Annotated in this window: 16 protein-coding genes, 1 tRNA gene and 1 pseudogene; 7 read left to right on the top strand and 11 right to left on the bottom strand. The window is 62.6% G+C overall.

Going from position 1 to position 18,636, the window contains the following annotated elements; translation table 11 throughout:
* Nucleotides 1–46 precede the first annotated feature (46 nt).
* Nucleotides 47–601 (bottom strand): transglycosylase family protein, encoded by a 555-nt coding sequence (locus B0E55_RS12045; RefSeq protein ID WP_019747833.1) that lies wholly within the window; start codon nucleotides 599–601, stop codon nucleotides 47–49.
* A gap of 450 nt (nucleotides 602–1,051) precedes the next feature.
* On the opposite strand from B0E55_RS12045, the gene B0E55_RS12050 reads away from it, so the two are divergent.
* Nucleotides 1,052–1,125 (top strand) — tRNA-Met (locus B0E55_RS12050).
* A gap of 72 nt (nucleotides 1,126–1,197) precedes the next feature.
* Nucleotides 1,198–1,974, top strand: a complete 777-nt coding sequence (locus tag B0E55_RS12055; protein ID WP_080909759.1) for an esterase/lipase family protein — start codon at nucleotides 1,198–1,200, stop codon at nucleotides 1,972–1,974.
* 4 nt (nucleotides 1,975–1,978) lie between these two features.
* Here the strand turns inward: B0E55_RS12055 and B0E55_RS12060 are convergent, their stop codons facing one another.
* From B0E55_RS12060 to B0E55_RS12075, 4 genes and pseudogenes are all read right to left on the bottom strand, one after another.
* On the bottom strand, nucleotides 1,979–2,623 hold the full coding sequence (locus B0E55_RS12060; protein ID WP_020907137.1) for a GntR family transcriptional regulator: 645 nt from the start codon (nucleotides 2,621–2,623) through the stop codon (nucleotides 1,979–1,981).
* Nucleotides 2,624–2,670: 47 nt separating this feature from the next.
* Nucleotides 2,671–3,741 carry an isopenicillin N synthase family dioxygenase gene (locus B0E55_RS12065; protein ID WP_080909760.1) on the bottom strand — a complete coding sequence of 357 codons (1,071 nt, stop codon included), beginning with the start codon at nucleotides 3,739–3,741 and terminating at the stop codon, nucleotides 2,671–2,673.
* Nucleotides 3,738–4,644 (bottom strand): annotated as a pseudogene (locus B0E55_RS12070) (ABC transporter permease). Before B0E55_RS12070 ends, B0E55_RS12065 begins: the two are co-directional and overlap by 4 nt.
* Nucleotides 4,641–5,423, bottom strand: a complete 783-nt coding sequence (locus B0E55_RS12075) for an ABC transporter ATP-binding protein (protein ID WP_019747838.1) — start codon at nucleotides 5,421–5,423, stop codon at nucleotides 4,641–4,643. Before B0E55_RS12075 ends, B0E55_RS12070 begins: the two are co-directional and overlap by 4 nt.
* 290 nt (nucleotides 5,424–5,713) lie before the next feature.
* On the opposite strand from B0E55_RS12075, the gene B0E55_RS12080 reads away from it, so the two are divergent.
* The 3 genes from B0E55_RS12080 to B0E55_RS12090 are packed head-to-tail and all read left to right on the top strand — an operon-like array spanning nucleotide 5,714 to nucleotide 9,227.
* Entirely contained in the window at nucleotides 5,714–6,865 is a 1,152-nt protein-coding gene (locus tag B0E55_RS12080) for a nitrate ABC transporter substrate-binding protein (RefSeq protein WP_443216808.1), read from the top strand.
* Between the two features lie 15 nt (nucleotides 6,866–6,880).
* The gene (locus B0E55_RS12085; RefSeq protein ID WP_080909761.1) at nucleotides 6,881–7,858 is read left to right on the top strand and encodes an isopenicillin N synthase family dioxygenase; all 978 of its coding nucleotides are present in this window, start codon (nucleotides 6,881–6,883) and stop codon (nucleotides 7,856–7,858) included.
* A gap of 40 nt (nucleotides 7,859–7,898) precedes the next feature.
* Nucleotides 7,899–9,227 carry an amidohydrolase family protein gene (locus B0E55_RS12090; RefSeq protein WP_080909762.1) on the top strand — a complete coding sequence of 443 codons (1,329 nt, stop codon included), beginning with the start codon at nucleotides 7,899–7,901 and terminating at the stop codon, nucleotides 9,225–9,227.
* Between the two features lie 6 nt (nucleotides 9,228–9,233).
* On the opposite strand, the gene B0E55_RS12095 is transcribed toward B0E55_RS12090, so the two are convergent.
* The 3 genes from B0E55_RS12095 to B0E55_RS12105 all read right to left on the bottom strand — a co-directional run bounded on the left by B0E55_RS12095 (nucleotide 9,234) and on the right by B0E55_RS12105 (nucleotide 13,723).
* Entirely contained in the window at nucleotides 9,234–10,868 is a 1,635-nt protein-coding gene (locus B0E55_RS12095; RefSeq protein ID WP_080909763.1) for an acyl-CoA synthetase, read from the bottom strand.
* Nucleotides 10,869–11,041: 173 nt separating this feature from the next.
* Nucleotides 11,042–12,247, bottom strand: a complete 1,206-nt coding sequence (locus B0E55_RS12100; RefSeq protein ID WP_003942363.1) for an acyl-CoA dehydrogenase family protein — start codon at nucleotides 12,245–12,247, stop codon at nucleotides 11,042–11,044.
* A 27-nt stretch (nucleotides 12,248–12,274) separates the two neighbouring features.
* A complete protein-coding gene (locus B0E55_RS12105) occupies nucleotides 12,275–13,723 on the bottom strand; it encodes an acyl-CoA dehydrogenase family protein (RefSeq protein ID WP_080909793.1) in 1,449 nt (482 codons plus the stop codon).
* A gap of 142 nt (nucleotides 13,724–13,865) precedes the next feature.
* Between B0E55_RS12105 and B0E55_RS12110 the strand changes: the two genes are divergently transcribed.
* Both B0E55_RS12110 and B0E55_RS12115 read left to right on the top strand, forming a co-directional pair.
* Nucleotides 13,866–14,972, top strand: a complete 1,107-nt coding sequence (locus B0E55_RS12110; protein WP_046378357.1) for a sensor histidine kinase — start codon at nucleotides 13,866–13,868, stop codon at nucleotides 14,970–14,972.
* On the top strand, nucleotides 14,969–15,607 hold the full coding sequence (locus B0E55_RS12115; RefSeq protein ID WP_021334335.1) for a response regulator: 639 nt from the start codon (nucleotides 14,969–14,971) through the stop codon (nucleotides 15,605–15,607). The genes B0E55_RS12110 and B0E55_RS12115 overlap by 4 nt, the downstream gene beginning before the upstream one ends.
* Here B0E55_RS12115 and B0E55_RS12120 read toward each other — a convergent pair.
* The 3 genes from B0E55_RS12120 to B0E55_RS12130 all read right to left on the bottom strand — a co-directional run bounded on the left by B0E55_RS12120 (nucleotide 15,601) and on the right by B0E55_RS12130 (nucleotide 18,566).
* Entirely contained in the window at nucleotides 15,601–17,133 is a 1,533-nt protein-coding gene (locus B0E55_RS12120) for a multicopper oxidase family protein (protein WP_080909764.1), read from the bottom strand. The genes B0E55_RS12115 and B0E55_RS12120 overlap by 7 nt on opposite strands.
* A 136-nt stretch (nucleotides 17,134–17,269) precedes the next feature.
* Complete coding sequence (hisN, locus tag B0E55_RS12125; protein ID WP_019747847.1) at nucleotides 17,270–18,052, bottom strand: histidinol-phosphatase; 783 nt, start codon at nucleotides 18,050–18,052, stop codon at nucleotides 17,270–17,272.
* Between the two features lie 19 nt (nucleotides 18,053–18,071).
* The gene (locus B0E55_RS12130; protein WP_019747848.1) at nucleotides 18,072–18,566 is read right to left on the bottom strand and encodes a beta-class carbonic anhydrase; all 495 of its coding nucleotides are present in this window, start codon (nucleotides 18,564–18,566) and stop codon (nucleotides 18,072–18,074) included.
* Nucleotides 18,567–18,636: the final 70 nt, after the last annotated feature.

An 18,636-nucleotide genomic window follows, 5' to 3' on the forward strand; every position in this document is an offset into this window, starting at 1 on the left:
GGATGGTGGGCCTTCTTGTGTGCTCAGTGAAGCTGTATGAGCTGAATCAGCGCAGTGCTGCAACGATCGGTGCGTTGGCGTCGGAGAGCTGCTGGAACTGTGCGGCGAATCCGTACTGGCCGGCGAGGTCACGAGCGGTGTCGTAAGCCTGCTGTGCGGCGGGCTTGAGCTCGGCCGGGATTTCGACGGCGGGAGCAACTGCGGGTGCCTCGGCGACGGGAGCCGGTGCTGCGGCGGGAGCCTCTTCGACTGCCGGCTCGCTTGCGACGGTCAGACGCTGGCCGCAGACGGGCCATGCGCCGGGGCCCTGGCTCTGCAGGGTGTTCTCGGCGACGCGGATCTGCTCTTCCTTGGAAGCGTTGGCGGGCGAGCCGGTGCCACCGTTGGCGGTCCAGGTGCTCTGCGAGAACTGCAGGCCGCCGTAGTAGCCGTTTCCGGTGTTGATGTTCCAGTCGCCACCGCTCTCGCACTGTGCGACGCCGTCCCAGTTGTGGGTGGCTGCGGAAGCGGTGCCGGTGCTCATGGTGAGGGGCACTGCGACAAGTGCGCCGGCTACTGCCAATGTGCCGAATGCACGCTTGCTGATGCTGGTGTACGTCATGTCGGGGTAAATCCTCTCCGCGCTTGCTGACATCGGCGGGCCTGCGGGTCGGCGATGATGCTGACTTTCCCGGGCGCTTGTCTCTCCGTGTCTCTGCCCCTCGAAGGTTTCGGGGGTTCCGATCCCGCGGGGCAGAGTGGAGCAGCGGCGGGTCGGCGTTCGCCCGGTTGATTCGGGCCGGGACCGACCGTACGGGAGCGCTGAACGAGGGTCGATTCGCGATTTTCCGGACCACCTGGTCTTCTCCCATCCAGGATTTTCGGCGTTTGTGCTGGTAGAGCCTTTCCGATGCCGTTTCGAGGTACGTTCGTTACATGCTTGTTATGTGTTGATGCTCACGGGCATTTTGTGAACCCAGTCACCCGATTCTTCGACTTTCAGGCGTGTATTTCGCTCCAGCGCAGGCGATTTGCGTTCCGTTCATCTGCTCGTGTAACTTTGTCAATGCATCGCGGGGTGGAGCAGCTCGGTAGCTCGCTGGGCTCATAACCCAGAGGTCGCAGGTTCAAATCCTGTCCCCGCTACTAGAAAAGGACCGCCGCACTGGATTCCAGTGCGGCGGTCCTTTTTGTGCGCAGCCGTCGTAGGGTGGCGACGTGCGACTCTCGAAGATTCTTTTGGCGATGGCGGTGACTACTTCGCTGGTGACCACCGCTCTGGCGTTCTCGGCAGGAAGCGCTGCCGCCGGTGGGCGGATCACAGATGCGAAGCGCGTGGTCTTCATCGTTCCAGGGCAGCAGCTCTACAACTCGGGAGAAACGAACCAGGCGACCTACCGCGCCCTCGACGAGGCACTGAGCGCTGCGGGCTACGAGACACACTTCGTCGACGCACCCGGCAAGATGATTGCGGCCGACGCCGAGCTGATTGCCGATTCGATTCGCTCCTACGCTGCCGGCGCTGACTCCGTCGGGGTGATCGCGCACAGTGCGGGTGGACTGAGCTCCCGGTACTACGCGAAGTTCCTCGGTGGCTCCGAAGTAGTGGATTCATTCGTCGCCATCGGTGCTCCGCAGTACGGTAGCCCCGGTGGCTGCGTACAAGGCCCTGCCGACGGTTACGACACCTGCATGTTCTCCGAAGTTCTCGCCAAGCTCAATGCCGGTGAGGACACTCCTGGATCTGCCTACTATTCGGTGGTGCAGAGCTCGGGCGAGTGGGCGGACGGTCGGTTGGACGGGGGCCAGTGCCGGGTGTACGTCGATGGCGTTCCCGGGGTCGGAACCGGAGCAGACCATCTCACCGAGCTCGAGCATCCAGAGGTCATCTCGGGAGCGATCAGCGCTTTGGGGCGCGACTGTGTCGGTACGTTCGTGGACGAGAACGACGGCGACATCACCTGGCCTGACACGTTGTTCCCGTCATTTCGGTAAAGCTTCAGGTCCGGGTTGTTCGGACGAGTAGACCGGCCACATGCGCGCTCGCGGCAGTTCTCGCTCCCAAGGCGTCACCCGATTCGATTGCCGCGACTATACGAGCGTGCTCGGTGACGGCGATCCGCCGATTGAGCTCGAGGCTCCACATGTCCGAACGGTAGAGATGTGACTGTCCGTCGAGACGATGTAGGGCTTCACTGAGCGGGTGATTGCATGCAGTCTCACGAATCAAGGTGTGGAACTCGAGGTCCAGCGTCGAATCGCGACGCTGATCCGGCGGGCTCTCGAGAAGTTCGCGTTGCACCTGCACCATCTTGTTCAGCTGTGACACGGTTTCATGCGTGGCATTGGCCGTCGCGTTGAACGCCGCGAGACCGTCGAGTACCTCACGCACCTCGAAGACCGCGCGCAGAGACTCTGCGTCAAGCGAATCGACTTTTGCACCAGCATTTCGGGTGTGGACCGCGATGCCCTCGTAGATCAACTGCTGCACGGCCTCGCGGACCGGCGTTCGACTGACATTGAGCTTGCTCGCCAGCGCGGGAACACTCAGTGGTGTCCCCGGCGCCAGCTCTCCCGAAAAGATCAGTTCTCGAAGCGTCTCGTGCACGGACTCGGTGAGCAAAGCTCGTTCGGTGGTGGTCATCTTGTCCTCACTTCGATCCTGCACGATATCGACGGTACCCGGGAGCGCTATCCGGCGGCGCGCACCCGGTCAGCGCTGCGACTGTCGACCTCGGGCGCCGTCGCGCCTTTCAGTCCGGCCACTTTGGCCGCGATGTTCTCGGCGATCGTGATCGGCGGGTATCCCACCTCGCCCGGTTCGAGAGTCCCTGGCAGTGCTTCGATGACGGCGTCGTAGTTTCCGTCGAAAAAGAATGCGGCAGAGCGACGTCGGATGATCTGACCATCGACGATAGGTGGGTCGACGCGGTGCACTGTCGAGCGCCATCGGTCGTTCGTCCAGCGTGCCATTGCGTCGCCGAGGTTGATCAAGAGTGCGCCGTCGGCAGGTTGGACGTCGTGCCATACGCCATCGGCACTCAGAACTTGAAGGCCCGGAACTTGATCTGCCCACAGGATGGTCAAGATTCCGAAGTCGGTGTGAGCGCCCATTCCCGTCATGTCGCCGGAGATGCGGATCTCGCCCTCAGGCAGTGCGTAGTTGTTCATCTTCATCGCGTCGATCGAATGGTCGAGCATCGAATCGAAGTACTCGGGCTGCAATCCGAGGGCGTCGGTAAAGGCGCACATCAGGATTCGTGCCAAGCCCTGGGCATGACGGAAATACTCTTCGATTGCCGGTCGGAATCCGGGCGCGGCCTCAGGCCAAGTGTTGGCGGCGTAGCTGGACTCGGGTAGGTCGACGCCCGGATAGTCGCTCACCTCTGTGCCCACGACTATTGCTTCGTAGAAATCGTTCATCTGGTTCGCAGCGGCGACGCCCAGGCTCATGCTGAGTGATTCCGACTTCGGTGGAGAGTAGCCACGGTTCTCGGACGAGGGACGGCGATAGTTGTTCTTCACCGTCAGTGGGAGAGCAAAGAACTCGTCGAGAGCGTCGGCCAGTCCGTCGGTCGCCGATCGTGGAATGCTGTGTCCGACAATCTGTATGAATCCGACCTCCCGGCACGCGCGATCGAGTTGAGCTGCCACTTCCGCACAGGCAGTGCTGTTGGTGGCGTTTGCAGCCGATGCCTCGCCGGTGAGGTACGGGCTGATATCGATCGTAGGGATTTCGAAGGCGGGAATTTCGTGGGTCATTTAAGGTCCTTGCGGCCGGACGTGTGCCACTTACCGACGAGCACACGTGAGAGGAATCCAAAGGCAGAGAAGACGAGGACGCCGAACACCGACGCGATCACGATCGCGGCGATCAGATCCTCGGACTGAAGGCGGCTTCGGTAGACGTCGAGCAGGGTCCCGATCCCGGGTTGTCCTTTGGCGAAGAACATGTCGCCGATGATGGCACCGACGACAACAAGGCCGGAGGCGGTGCGGATGCCGGTGAGAATGGCCGGCATTGCCGCTCGCAGTTCGAGTTTCACCAGTCGATCCCAACGCGAGGTGCGGCCGAGGGTGAAGAGTTCGTGCAGTCCGCGATCGACCGATTGCAACCCGAAGTGTGTGTTGGTGATGATCGGGAAGGCTGCGATGAGAACGCACACCAGGGTGCGCGCGGTCATGCCGTAGCCGAACCAGAGCCCGATGAGGGGGACGATGGCGAGGATGGGAATGACCTGCAGCACAACGGCATATGGATAGACGATCCGCTCGATCCACTTGGCCCTGGCTCATCAGCACGCCGGTTCCGACGCCGACTGCCACCGCGACGACGAAGCCGACCAGCGCAACCTGTGCCGTCACTGCGAGGGCTTCGAGCATGGGAGAGAGGTGTTTCCAGTCGAGTAGCGACTTCGTCAGTACTTGACTCGGCGGCGGAAGGAGAAATCGACGTTCCGGGGAGAGAACGAGGTAGCTGACGATCGACCACGCTGCGACCGCGCCGGCAAGTGAGAGCAGCGGATAGAGCAGGAAGGTGCCGAGCGCTCTCATTCGAGAGGGCCGTCCGGACTGTGCCTGTGCTTGCGCCGTGGTCGCAGAATCAGTACGAACGGCGGTATTGCGTACAGTGGTGCCCTGTTGTACTGCAAGGACTTCGGTCATCGTGAGCTCCCATGGAGGCTGGCCGAGATCTCGGCGACGTGTTCGGTGTATCGGGCGTCGTAGCGCAGTTCCGGGCTACGCGGGTACGGGAAATCGATGTCCACGACCGAATGTATTCGTCCAGGCCTGGCGGTCATGACGACCACCTTGTTCGCGAGGTACACGGCCTCGGATACCGAGTGCGTGATGAACATCGAGGTGAACCCTTTGTCGGTGTAGAGCCTTTGGAGCTCTACCTGCATCTCCAGTCGTGTCATCTCGTCGAGCGCACCAAAAGGTTCGTCGAGCAGCATCACAGCAGGTGCGAGGGTGAGCGCACGCGCCAACGAGACACGCATCTTCATTCCGCCTGACAGTGCATTGGGCAGTTGTTTCGCAAAGTCCGCAAGGCCGACTGCGCGGATTGCCTCGTCGGCGCGCAACTTTCGCGCTGCTTTGTCGCCGCCACCGAGTTCGGCCGATAATTCGACGTTGGCCTGCACGGTTCGCCAGGGGAGGAGAGTCGGCTCCTGGAAGATGAAGCCAACTGATTCGGTGTCGAGGGCAACCGCACCACTGGTCGGTCGCTCGAGGCCGGCCGCCATGCGCAACAAAGTCGACTTGCCACAGCCGGAGGGTCCGACCACGGCGACGAAGTCTCCTCGCTCCACGTCCAGATCGATGCCGTCCAGCGCGACAGTGCCGGTATCGAACTTCTTGACGACATCGGAAAAGACCATCTGCATCGGCGCGGTGAGCTTGCGAGCGTCGGCATCCTGCATCGTGTTCGCGAGTTCCATCTGAGCCTCCGGTTCGGTAATGCATGCAAAAGTTCTTCAATATGTAGGAACTATCTTGAATTGCATGTATGTCGCCTAGATTGCTGAATGTAAATGTGAGGTGACATTGCAGGTGAAGCGAGAATCCTGGCGCGCGTTACCTGATGGAAACAACGAGGCGATTGCATGTAATCCACGTGCTGCAGAGTGTGCTCATCGGATCGCCCTTCTTGGTTCGCCCACATCCCAATTGTTTTCACGAAGGAGACGCTGTGTATTCAAATCGCAAGGTGCATTCCAATCGCAGAAGTGTGGGAGCGGCGGGCGCGGCACTGGCCATCTGTGCAGCCATCGGATTGACTGCGTGCAGTTCCAGTGAGGCTGAGACGGCGAAAGCCGAATCTCTCGAACCAGCTGCCGAGGCGCAGAACCTTGCGGGTCTCTGTCCGGAAAACGTTGTGGTTCAACTCCAATGGCAGCCACAGTCGGATATGGGAGCGCTCTTCGAGATGCTCGGTCCCGGCTATTCGGTCGACACCGACGACAAGTCCGTCAGTGGGACTCTTGTCGCCGGAGGGAAGGACACCGGAGTCGACCTGACCTTGCGGGCCGGGGGACCGGCAATCGGGTTCCAATCCGTCAGCTCCCAGATGTACGTCGACGATTCCATCACTCTCGGCTTGGTGCACGGGGATCAGGTGATCGCGGCAGCGGCAAGTCAGCCCGTTGTGGCCGTCACGCCATTGCTCAAATACAGCCCGGCAATCCTCATGTGGGACGAAGAGTCTCATCCGGACTGGACGAGTGTTGCCGATATCGGCAAGTCCGACGCGAGTGTCGTCGTTTCCAAGGAGCAACTCTTTCCGCAGTGGCTCGTGGCGAAAGGACTACTGAAGCAGTCTCAGCTCGACACGAGCTACGACGGAGCTCCCTCGCGATTTGTCGGTGACCCGACCATCGCTCAGCAAGGATTCGCGAATTCGGAACCGTACACGTACGAGAAGGAGACGCCGGCGTGGGACAAGCCGGTTTCCTATGACCTGCTGAAAGATTCGGGTTTCGACATCTACGCGTCCAATGTTTCGGTTCGTGCCGACAAGGTCGACACACTCTCGCCGTGTTTGAGCAAGCTGGTTCCGATCATTCAGCAGGCCACCGCGGACTACATCACTGCGCCGGATGCGGCGAATGCTGCCATTGTCGACGTCGTCTCGCAGGACGTGTCGTTCTCTCCCTACACCGAGGGTGAAGCAGCATTCAGTGCCCAGCTCCTGAAAGAGAAAGGCCTGATCGCGAACGAGGCAGACGGATCCGTCGGCACGTTCGACATGACGCGAGTCGCTCACACCGTCGAAGAACTGAAGCCCATCCTGAACGCCGGGGGTGCGGCGATACCGCAGTCATTGACTGCAGAAGAGATCTACACCGACAAGTTCACCGATCGGTCCATCGGAATCCGCTGAAGGAGCTCACAGCAAATGACGTACGACATGACAGAACTCAACCGCGAGACCCGCATGGGTGGCCTGGGCACGGAGACCACCGACCGCGAGGTCCGAAGAATCGATCTCTCGGATTTCGAGAACCGGCGCAGCGAGATCGCCGAGGAGTTGTGGTCGGCAGCGACCGACATCGGATTCTTCCAAATCGTCAATCACGGAATCGATCTGGACCAGGTCCGCGAGGCTTTCGCGGCGGCCGAGCGATTCTTTGCACTGCCCAGTGAGGTCAAAGCGCAGTATCCGCTCAAGAAGGGTTTCAACTCCGGCTGGGAGAGCATGACGCAGGTGCGTCCGTCCATCGGAACACCTGATCAGAAAGAGTCCTACCAGGTGACCCGCCCGCATATGGGTGATCTGTGGCCCACTGCAGACGAATTGGGTGGATTCCGCGAAACGATCCTGGACTTCGAAGCCAAGTGCTGGGGCATTGCGATGGAGCTGTTGTCGTGCTTCGCCGAGAAGCTGGGCTTCGAACGAGACTTCTTCACCAGGGCACATGACCCGTCGGTGGCCACCTACCAGAGCACACTGCGACTACTCCACTACTTCCCCCTTGCCCCCGACGCAGATGTCGAAGGGATGTGGCGTGCCGGAGCGCACACCGATTTCGATTGCCTGACATTGCTTTTCCAGCGTGACGGTCAGGGCGGGTTGCAACTGTGCCCGGGCAAGGAGATGGACACCCAGGAATGGACGTCGGTGGTGCCGGCCGAGGAAGCGATCACCTGCAACATCGGCGACATGCTGATGAGATGGAGTGATGATGTCCTGCCGTCGAACTTCCACCGGGTCAAGAGTCCCGGAGTCACCGACTATCGGGGAGCCCGCTACAGCCTCGCGTTCTTCGCTCAGGCGAACCGCGACGTGACCATCGAGGGGCCGGCGGGCAAGTACCCGCCGATCACCGCCGAGGACTACATCGACCAGCGAGTACGCGCGAACTTCGCGCGTTGATCCGTATCCGTTCCGTCACACACTTTCAGGAGAACTGGCGATGACTACCGCGCCCAAGAACATGACCGACGCGATCATCCGGGACGTGACGTTGTACAGCGGCGGGCAATGGCTGACCGGCCGCGACGTCGTCGTCTCGAATGGGGTGGTTGAATCGATCGAGAAGTCGACCGGCACCGCCACACCTGGAAGTGTGGACGGATCGGGGGCGTATCTGATCCCTGGGTTCGTCAACACCCATACGCACCTTCAGCAGTCACTGATGCGGGGGATCGCCGAAGGGACACCGCTTCTCGAATGGCTACTCGCGGTCGCAGAAGAGTCGGTTCAGATCACTCCCGAGCGCGCATACACGGCCACTGTCGCAGCCTCGCTGGAGGCATTGCGCAGCGGTACGACGACCCTGGTCGAACACATGTGGCCGCACCCGTCCAGCGAGGTTCACGATGCCGTGATCCGGGCGTTGCACGACACCGGGATTCGTGCCGTGCTGGGACGCGGAACCGCAGACCGGGCGGACAAGACGAGGAAGTGGGGCTTCGATCCGCGGCTCATGCAACCACTCGGAGATGTTCTCGCACATACGGATCAGATGATGCGGGACGTCGCCGGTTCCCGCATTGACGTGGCAGTCGCGGTACCGAACCCGCGCTCGCTGACCCCGGACGGGATGTCGGAAGTGCGTGAGTTCGCGCAGGCTCGCGACCTGACGGTCTCGATTCACCTGCTCGAGACGCAGACCGACAACACGATGTGTACCGAACACGTGGGCATGAACGCGGTCGACTACCTCGATTCCCATGGGTTCTTGTGGGACCGGGTGCTGGCGGTCCACTGCGTGGAACTCGACGACCGTGGTCAGAAGGTGCTGGCGGAACGCGGCGTCGGAGTGTCGTACAACCCCGTCAGCAACATGCGCCTCGGTAGCGGAATCGCGCCCGTCCCGAGTTTCGTCGACGCGGGGATCGCGGTGGGGTTGGGTGTGGACGGCGCAGCCAGCAACGACACTCAGGACATGCTCGAGACGCTGCGCACCGGCGCCTACGTGCAGCGAGCCGCGCGCGGCCGCGCCGACCTGCTCGGCTTCGAAGCCATGATCGACATCGCATCCGGCGGTGCAAACGCAGCACTCGGTCTGCCGGCCAGGTCTGGCGGGATCTCCGTGGGCGATCCCGCCGACCTCACCATGATTCGGTTCGAACGCGACTTCGGTTGCCTCCCGGTGCGAGATCCGGGCGCGTCCATTCTCACGACGGGCAGTCGTCAGATCGTGGACACGGTGTTGGTTGCGGGCGAGGTCGTGCTCCGCGACGGGCACTCAACTCGCGTCGACGAGGCGGAACTGATCCGGACGCTCAGCGCTTTGTGACTGTGCTCAGTCTTCGCTGATCTCCATCTCGATCAGGACGCGGCGCAACAGCTTTCCGGTGGCGTTGCGGGGAAGTTCGTCGATGAAGACGATCTCGCGGGGAACCTTGTAGCGCGCGAGATTCGACCGGACGTGATCCTTCAGCTCATCGGAGTTCTGGTCGGCGCCGTGGGCGACGACGACAAACGCTCGCAGGCGGTGCCCGAAGTCGGCGTCCTCGACTCCGATGACTGCCGCTTCCAAGACGTCCTCTCGATCGGCGAGCAGGTTCTCGACTTCGAGCGGGTAGACGTTCTCGCCACCGGAGACGATCATGTCGTCGTCGCGGCCGTCGACGAAGAGGAGGCCGTTGGCGTCGAAGTGTCCGACGTCGCCGGTCGAGAGAAGTCCGTCGATACGTTCCTTGTCACGCCCGTCGGTGTATCCCTCGAAGCTCAGCCCGCTGGCGACGAAGATTCTGCCGATCGTGTGTGGGGTGGTGATCTTCTTGTTGTTCTCGTCGAACAGTTCGACGTGACAGGTCACCGGCGCGCGGCCCGCGGTTCCCGGCGCAATGGTCAGATCCTCGGGAGTCGCGACTGTCGCCACCGCGACCTCGGTGGATCCGTACAGGTTGTAGAGGACGTAGCCGAACGAGGCCGTGACTCGCTTGCACAGATCGGGTGAGAGTGACGAACCTGCCGAGAAGATGATCTTCAGGTTCGACGTGTCGTACTTGGACAGCACGTCGGGACCGAGGTCGATGATCCGAGTGAGCATCGTCGGGACCACGACCAGACTGTCGCACTTGTATTGTGCGACAAGTTTGATCGTGTTCTCCGGGTCGAACTTTCGATGCATGACGACGGTCTGGCCGAGCGCCAACGCGAGAGCGAACTGCGAGACGCCGGTTCCGTGGAAGGCGGGGGCCGCCATCATCATGGTCTGTCCGCGGCGCAACGGCACGCGGTCGAGGAACTGTGCCGACGCGAGAGGGGAGGTGTGGCCACGCGGCGCGCCTTTGGGAGTTCCCGTTGTGCCGCTGGTGAGGAGGACGAAGCCACCGTTCTTCTCGGGTGCCGGCACCGACGACGTGGTGCGTCCGGCGATGGCCTCGTCGAGAGTAGTTGCCGTGGAACCGTCCGCGGCCGTGCCCTCTGGCCAGGAACGATAGACGACGACGTCGTCCGGCAAGGCATCGGCGATGTCCGCGAACTCGTCGTCGTAGACAAAGGCGACCACCTTCTCACGCGCGGCGACGTCCACGAGTTGGGGCCGTGCGAAGCCCGTGTTCATGAGAACGAGCTTTGTTCCGTTCTTCGCTGCCGCCAGCATGGTCAGGACCAAGCCTCGATGGTTACGGCACATCGCACCCATGACCGAGTCGGACGTGATGCCGTCGGCCTGCCACGCCCGGACCAACGCGTTGCTCTGACGCTCGAGCTCGGCATAGGTGATGGGTCCGCGCTCGTCGATGATCGCCACCGCGTCGTAGCCGTTCTCGGCGTGTGCATGGACCGGCCCGGCAAAGGGTCCGTACTTGTCCACGGCTGCAATGGATTTGAGACCGCGATCAAGGCGAGGGAACGGGACGAGTCCGGCTCGGAACATGACCCCCGCCGCGCCGATGGTGTCAGTGACCTTGGTGACCAATCCGGGCATACGTGAACCTCTTCCGAGCGTCGTTGTAGGACTGATTACACACTAATGGGCAATCAGGTTTCGGTGGTGAAGTTTCACGATGGCGACCGAGCAGTCCGCCCCGCCACCTCGAAAGGTGGCGGGGCGGAGTGTTTCGGGATCGGGTCTGTGCGACCGTCACTTCAGTGCGACCGTCACTTCAGTTCGGCGGACGACTTTCCGAGCAGGCGGCGTGCGACGATCAGCTGCTGGATCTGCTGGGTGCCCTCGAAGATGTCGAGAATCTTCGAGTCGCGGCCCCACTTCTCGAGCAACGGGCGCTGCGAGTAGCCGTAGGTTCCGGCCAACTCGACTGCCTTGAGCGTCACGTCGGTGCCGGTGCGGCCGGCCTTCGCCTTGGACATGGACGCTTCGAGCGAGTTCGGCTTCTTGTTGTCCGCCATCCACGCCGCGCGCAGAGACAGCAGGTACGCGGCCTCCCAGTCGGCTTCCAAACGGATGAACTCGGCTGCAGCTGCATGCTGGTTGTAGACCGGTGTGTCGTAGGAGATCTCGACACCGGCTTCGGTCAGGATGCCGCGCAGTTCTTCGAGAGCCGCGCGTCCGACGCCGACGGCCATGGCTGCAACGAGGGGCCGGGTGTTGTCGAACGTCTGCATGACGCCGGCAAAGCCCTGCTCGACGTTGACCTCCGGGCTGCCGAGGATGTTGTCCGCGGGAATGCGGCAATCCTGGAGCAGGAGTACTGCGGTGTCGGAGGCCTTGATGCCCAGCTTGTGCTCGAGGCGAGCAACGCTCAGGCCCGGTGCGTCACGCGGAACGACGAACGACTTGATGGCCGCTCGGCCCTTCGACTTGTCGACCGACGCCCACACGACGATGTGCGTCGAACGCTCACCGGCGGTGACGAAGATCTTCTCGCCGTTGAGAACCCACTCGTCGCCGTCGAGAACGGCGGTGGTGGTCACTGCGGCCGAATCGGAACCGAAGCTCGGTTCGGTGATGGCCATCGAGGCCCACACCTTGCCGAAACGTTCGAGCTGTTCGTCGGTGGACACTGCGGCAATCGCGGCGTTGCCGAGCCCCTGGTAGGGGATCGAGAGCATGAGTCCGACGTCGCCCCAAGATGTTTCGAGCGAGTTGAGGAGCGCAGACATGTTGCCGCCGTTGGCGTTGCCGCCCTTGGCGCTCGCGTCGGACCGTCCGCCGCTGGCGCCGCCGATGTCTCCACCGGAATCGGAGAGGCCTTCGACCATGGCGGCCATGGTGTCGAGCTCGACGGGATACTCGTGCTCAGCGAGATCGTACTTACGTGAAATGGGTCGGAAGATCTGCGCCGCGACCTGATGTGCCTGGTTCGCTGATGCTTTGAGCTTCTTGGGAAGTTCGAGGTTGATCATCGTGGTTCTCCTGGAAGTTCAGCGGCGTCAGATGAGGACGATGCCCTCGGCAACGCCGATGGCACGGAGGTCGCGGTACCAGCGCTCGACCGGGTGTTCCTTGGTGAACCCGTGTCCACCGAGGAGTTGCACACCGTCGAGGCCGATCTGCATGCCCTTCTCGGAAGCCAGCTTCCGGGCCAGAGCGGATTCGCGAGCGAAGGACAAGCCCTGCTCGGCGCGTGAAGCGCCGCGAAGCGTGACCAGACGCAGTCCGTCGAGTTCGATGCCGATGTTGGCGACCATGAAGGCAACCGCCTGGCGGTGGCTGATCGGCTCGCCGAACGCTTCGCGCTCGTTGACGTACGGAATCACGTAGTCGAGAACTGCCTGGCTGGTGCCGACGGCCATGGACGCCCAACCGAGGCGAGCCAGGCGAATCGCGTCGGCGTATTCGGCCTTACGCTGCTCGCCGTCACCGTCGCCGAGCAGTGCGGACTCCGACACAGCGACGTCGGTGAGGATCAGGCGACCCAGGCCGGCGGCGCGCAGACCCATGCTGGGATCTGCTTCGACGACGAGTCCCTTGGTGTCGGATTCGACGATGAAGAAGGACGGCTTGCCGTCGAGTTCCGCGGCGATGACGAAGAGTTCGGACGTAGCCGCAGCGGGCACCAAGCTCTTGACGCCGTTGAGCTTGTAGCCGCTGGGGGAGCGCACTGCCTTGGTCTGCAGGGCAAACGGATCGAACAGTGCGCGTGGTTCGTTGACCACCACTGCTGCGCCGGGGACCTGCTCGCCGGTGAAGGCCGGAAGGTAGGTCTTCTGCTGCGCGTCGGTGCCCCACTGCGTCAGTGCAACTGCAACACCGCTCGGTGCGAGGATCGGAAGTGCAAGTCCCATGTCTCCGTGCGCAAGTGCCTCGGCAACAAGAGAATTGGTGACTGCGCCGCGATCGGCGGCTGCTCCGTCGAGTTCTTCGGGAACGTTGATCAGCGTGATACCGAGCTCGGCCGCGCGCTTGGAGAGATCGGCGGGGGCCTGAGCTGCGCCGTCGGCGTCGTAGGCCGCGGGACGCAGGATTTCGGCCGCGAACTCACGCACCGTCTCGACGATCATCTTCTGGTCGTCGTCCGGGGTGAGATCGAAGTAGTCGGCGTTCTTGCTCGGGTTGTCGGGCAGGCGCTTGGGTGCACCGTTGCCCGAGACCTTCTGGAATCCTCGAGTGGCGGCACCCAGGGTTTTGAAGCCCGTCTTGGTGCCCTCGTAGGTCACGCGATCGATGGTCTGACGCAGATTGAACTTCTCGGCCAGTTCCGAACCGGTGATCTTGGTAAGCACACGCATGGCTGCGCCCATGGCGTCGCGTTTGATCGGGTTCAGGCCGACGGCGGACGTGTCGCGGGGCGCACCCTTGGCGCCGCCGCGCTGCGCGCCCGATTCGCTGCGCTGAGCGCTCTTGTCGGGGGCAACACTGTCTTGCTTGGTCATGATCACCAGCTGTTTCTCGGTGTTGGGGCGTTGGACGATTTTTATCTTACTCATCAGTAAGGTCTGTTGTCGAGAAACCGCGAAATGATGCGCGTCATAGGCTCGAGGGGTGAGCCGGACAGAGGTGCCAGATCGGATACAGCGATATATGCGCTACGCGCCGTTGGTGGTGGTCCCGTGCCTGTTGATCGCCAGCACGTATCCGGGGGAGTATCGAGTTCCCGTCACCTACTGGATACTGTCGATGCTGTCGGCGCTCGCCTTCGTCGCCGGCCGTCGATGGCCGGTCTTCGCGTCCCTGGCCATCTCGGCGCTCGCCGTTCCGATGTTCGTCGCCGACGCCTGGGGGCTGTCCGAACTTGTTCCGTATCTCGGAGCTGTCGCCGTCGTCGACGTCACGATGCGGGCCGAGCGCAGAGAAATGGTTGCCGTATCGGCAGCAGGATGGTGCGGTTCGGTGCTCGCGGGGATCTGGTTCGAATCTCACGAAGCATTCTTCTCGGTCACCACGGCTGTGAAAGTGCTTGCGTACGTGGGGTTGCCACTGCTGCTCGGACTGTATCTGCGCTCGCAGCGTGAATTGGCCGCGAACAATCTTGCGCAGACCCGCGCTGCGGAGCGCAGTGCGCTCGCCCGCGAACTGCACGACCTGGTTGCACACCACATGGCATCGATCGTCCTGAGAATCGGCGTGGCTCAACATGTCTTGGCGCCCCAGGACGAGGCCGTGCGTGAGGTCCTCGCGGATGTGCGTGCGACGGCGTCGGATGCGTTGGCCGATATCCGTCGGCTTCTGGTCGCACTTCGTGATCCTTCGCTCGGTGAGGTCGCTCTGGTCGAGCCGGATGCCGTCGACGCGGAAATCGGGGCGGCGATAGATCGTGTGCGTGCGGCGGGTTTCGAGGTGCAGTCGGTCTTCGACACGCAGGGGAATGCCGAGTCAGGCGCAGCCGATCTCGATGCGATCGGCAGGCTGACGCTGTTGCGGGTGATTCAGGAATCACTGACCAACGTCATGAAGCATGGCGACAAGAAGGGGCTGGTATCGGTCTCGGTCGGTCGCGATGACAACCGGGTGCATGTCAGGGTTGTCAACGACGTCGAGGGATCGCCCCGGAATGCAGGTCATGGCCTGGTGGGAATGCAGGAGCGCGCGGAGTTGGTCGGCGGCGAGATGACCGCCGGCACGAACAGTGACGGGAAATGGGAAGTGCACGTGAGTATTCCACTGGTTGTCTCGGGCGGTGTCTCGTGATCAGCGTGCTGATCGTCGACGACCAGCGACTGGTGCGCGCCGGTTTGCGGATGCTGTGCGCGGCAGCCGAGGACATGACCGTGGCCGGTGAGGCGTCGAACGGCGTCGAGGCGGTAGCACTCGCTGCCGAATTGGATCCCGACGTGATTCTGATGGACTTGAGAATGCCCGGGCTGGACGGGATCGGTGCCACGCAGCAGATCGTCAAGGCCGGTCGAAGAGCACGCATTCTCGTGCTGACCACCTTCGACGACGACGATCATCTGTATCCCGCCCTCGCCGCGGGGGCTTCGGGGTTCTTCGTCAAGGACACCGAACCCGCCGAGCTGCTCGGCGCCATTCGGCGGGTCGCCGAGGGCGAGATGGTGTTCACTCCGGAACTTCTCCGCCGCGTTGTGGATCGAGCGGTGATCGGTGGTATCGGAGACACTGCGGTGACAGCGAGGGTTCCGCTGACCGATCGCGAATCGCAGGTCCTCGCACTGGTGGCAGAAGGGAAGAGCAATCAGGAGATCGCAGACTCACTGCATCTGGGTGTGACCACGGTGAAGACGCACGTGGCGAACCTGATGTCGAAGACCGGTTGCGACAATCGGGTTCGCCTCGCTGTGTACCACTTGCAGAACTCTCAGTGACCGGAGTGCGAACCAGGCATCGGCATGTCCATCGGCATGTCCATCTGCATCGGAGCCGCCTTCTGTCCCGGTTCGAGGACGAGGAATTGGCCCATCATCCCTTGGTCCTCGTGCATCAGCAGGTGGCAGTGGAACATGTACGGGAACGTGGGATCGGTGTACTCGGTCCACTGCAGTGCGACGCGAACCCTGCTGCCCGGCGGTGTGTAGACGGTGTCCTTGAGTCCGCGCAAGTGCGGCGGGGGAGTGCGACCGTCGACGTCGAGGATCTGGAACTGTACGTCGTGGACATGGAAATTGTGTGGCCAGTTGTCCTTGTTGGTGATCGTCCACACCTCGATCGCGCCGACCTCGGCCTCGAAGTCGATGCGGTTCATGTCCATTCGTTGCCCGTTGATCATGTACCACTGCAGATCGAAGGTTCGGGAAACGCTTGCCTTCGACGGATCGAGACGCGGCAGTACGGCCAACTGCGCCGGGAGAGTCGACCGTGACGCACGGCTGGCAACCCCCCGCAGCTCGATGATGTCGAAGCGGTCGTTCATGCCGAAGTTCTCGGCGTCGGAGGAACTCACGCCACCGCCGTCCTCGATCGGGAACGACACCAGTGTGGTCGTCGCACCGGGGTCGACGCGAACCACGATCTCGGCTCGTTCGCCGGGGCTGAGCTGAATCCGCTTGATCGCAATCGGTGATTCGAGCAGTCCGCCGTCGGTGGCAATCAGATCGAACGTGCGGTCGTCGGGGAACCCCAGGTTGTAGAGACGGCCGGAAGAGCCGTTCAGGATGCGCAACCGGACGACTCCGGTGGTGACGTCGAGGTAGGCGTCGGAGATGCCGTTGGTGACGATCGTGTCGCCGAGCAGGCCGATGTCGGTCGGATCTGATTCGTCGAAGCTGCCGTCGGTGAAGAATCGACGATCCTGGATTATCAGCGGAACATCGTCGACACCATAGGTTTTGGGGATGTCCAGCGCCCGCGTGTCGGCATCGTCGATCAGGAACAGTCCGGCAAGACCGCGCTGCACGTGCCGTTCGGTGGATCCGTGCGGGTGTGGGTGATACCAGAGCGTCGACGCCGGCTGACCGATCGTCCACGCCGGTTCCCAGCGTCCCCCGGCTTCGATGGTCTGGTGCGGGCCACCGTCGTATCTGGCGGGCAGATGCATGCCGTGCCAATGGACGGTCGTGGGCTCTGCCAGTGTGTTGTCGATCGTGAATGCGACAGATTCTCCGCGTTCGGCGCGGACGGTGGGCCCCAGAATGGATCCGTTGAAACCCCAAGTGTCGGTGAGTTTTCCCGCGACGATCTCGGTGGTTCCGGTACCGGCACGAAGTGTGAAGTGGCGAACACCTGCGTCGTCGACGGTGGATTCGGCAAGGGGCGGAATCGGTAGCGGACGCGAAGTTCCGGCCACCGCCAACGTGGCGCTCTTCGCTGCCGGGTCGGCGCCGCAGCCCACCGCGAGCCCGAGGGGCGCTGCGGCCAGACCGAACAGAATCGTGCGCCTGGAAATCCGGTTCATCGTTCTCCTGGAAGTAGTGCGTGATCAACTACTTCCAGTCAACGGGCCGAGATGTCGTGCCGAATCCTGCCGACGGGCCTGTCGGAACTCCTCCCTCGGACCCTTGCGGCGGGTGGGATGTTCTGGTACTCGGGTGTTACCGCAGGCGGGCCAGAACGTCTTCGTGCAGCAGTCCGTTGGTGGCGACCGCGCTGCCGCCGTGCGGACCTGCGCCGCCGTCCAGATCGGTGAACGCGCCGCCGGCCTCACGGACCAATACGTCGAGCGCTGCCAGATCCCACAGGGAAACCTCGGGTTCGGCAGCAATGTCGACGGCGCCTTCGGCCACGAGGCAGTAGGAGAAGAAGTCCCCGTAACCGCGCACGCGCCAGACGTGGTCGGTGAGTTCGACGAACTGATCGCGAATTCCGCGGTCCTTCCACCCCGAGAGGCTCGAGAAGCTCAAGCTCGCTGACTCGCTGCGATCGACGGCGGATACCTGGATCGCCCGCGCATCACTGTCCCCGAAGGACGTATGTGCGCCCAAACCTGTTGCAGCCCACCATCGCCGATTCAGGGCGGGTGCACTCACGACGCCGATGACGGGGACGCCGTCCTCGAGCAAGCTGATCAGCGTGGCCCACACCGGTACGTTGCGGACGAAGTTCTTGGTCCCGTCGATGGGGTCGACCACCCACTGCCTGCCCTCGAAGACTGCGTCGCCGCCGAATTCTTCGCCCAGTACGGAATCCTCCGGTCGGTGCTCACCGAGTGTCGCGCGCACTGCACGCTCGACAGCGAGGTCAGCGTCGGAGACAGGGGTGAGGTCCGGCTTGTCGTCGACTCGAAGATCGAGCGCACCGAAGCGGGCGCGAGTGATCGCGTCAGCCTCGTCGGCGATACGGAGGGCGAGTGCGAGGTCGGATGCGCGATCGGTCACGGGTACACAACCTACCGGCTCAAACGGGGAGGACTTCGTTCAGCTTTCCGGTGGCGACGTCGAAGACGAATCCGCGTAGGGAGGTCGTCGCGGTGACGAACGGACTGTTCTCGATGCGCTTCAACGACTGACGGACGTCCTCGTCGATGTCGGGGAACGATTCGGCAGCCCAGTTGGGTTTGATGCCGATCTCGTCCTGGATGGATCGCTTGAAGTCGTCGTCGGTGAACGTCAGCATTCCGCAGTCGGTGTGGTGGATGAGGATGATCTCGGTAGTTCCCAGCAGACGCTGGCTGATGGCGAGGGATCGGATCTCGTCGTCGGTGACGACTCCACCCGCATTGCGGATGACGTGCGATTCACCTTCCTGGATCCCCAGCACCCGATAGACGTCGATGCGGGCGTCCATGCAGGCGAGAACGGCAACGTGCTTGCTGGGTGGGAGGGGGAGCGGACCGGTGAACTGCTCGGCGTAGGCGGCGTTGTTCTGCAGGTATTCGTCGGTGACAGTCATCACTCCAGTAGGTTCCCTCGGACCCTGGTTGGCAAGGCTTCCAGTCGCGGTGATCCCAATAGGTGACGCA

This window comes from Rhodococcus sp. 66b (assembly GCF_002076325.1).
Lineage (GTDB): Bacteria > Actinomycetota > Actinomycetes > Mycobacteriales > Mycobacteriaceae > Rhodococcus_F > Rhodococcus_F erythropolis.

Bases quoted from the DNA above. Each gene is read 5' to 3' on its own strand.
- B0E55_RS12045 (WP_019747833.1), bottom strand. From the start codon at position 601: ATGACGTACACCAGCATCAGCAAGCGTGCATTCGGCACATTGGCAGTA.
- B0E55_RS12060 (WP_020907137.1), bottom strand. From the start codon at position 2,623: ATGACCACCACCGAACGAGCTTTGCTCACCGAGTCCGTGCACGAGACG.
- B0E55_RS12065 (WP_080909760.1), bottom strand. From the start codon at position 3,741: ATGACCCACGAAATTCCCGCCTTCGAAATCCCTACGATCGATATCAGC.
- B0E55_RS12075 (WP_019747838.1), bottom strand. From the start codon at position 5,423: ATGGAACTCGCGAACACGATGCAGGATGCCGACGCTCGCAAGCTCACC.
- B0E55_RS12085 (WP_080909761.1), top strand. From the start codon at position 6,881: ATGACGTACGACATGACAGAACTCAACCGCGAGACCCGCATGGGTGGC.
- B0E55_RS12090 (WP_080909762.1), top strand. From the start codon at position 7,899: ATGACTACCGCGCCCAAGAACATGACCGACGCGATCATCCGGGACGTG.
- B0E55_RS12095 (WP_080909763.1), bottom strand. From the start codon at position 10,868: ATGCCCGGATTGGTCACCAAGGTCACTGACACCATCGGCGCGGCGGGG.
- B0E55_RS12100 (WP_003942363.1), bottom strand. From the start codon at position 12,247: ATGATCAACCTCGAACTTCCCAAGAAGCTCAAAGCATCAGCGAACCAG.
- B0E55_RS12110 (WP_046378357.1), top strand. From the start codon at position 13,866: ATGCGCTACGCGCCGTTGGTGGTGGTCCCGTGCCTGTTGATCGCCAGC.
- B0E55_RS12120 (WP_080909764.1), bottom strand. From the start codon at position 17,133: ATGAACCGGATTTCCAGGCGCACGATTCTGTTCGGTCTGGCCGCAGCG.
- B0E55_RS12130 (WP_019747848.1), bottom strand. From the start codon at position 18,566: ATGACTGTCACCGACGAATACCTGCAGAACAACGCCGCCTACGCCGAG.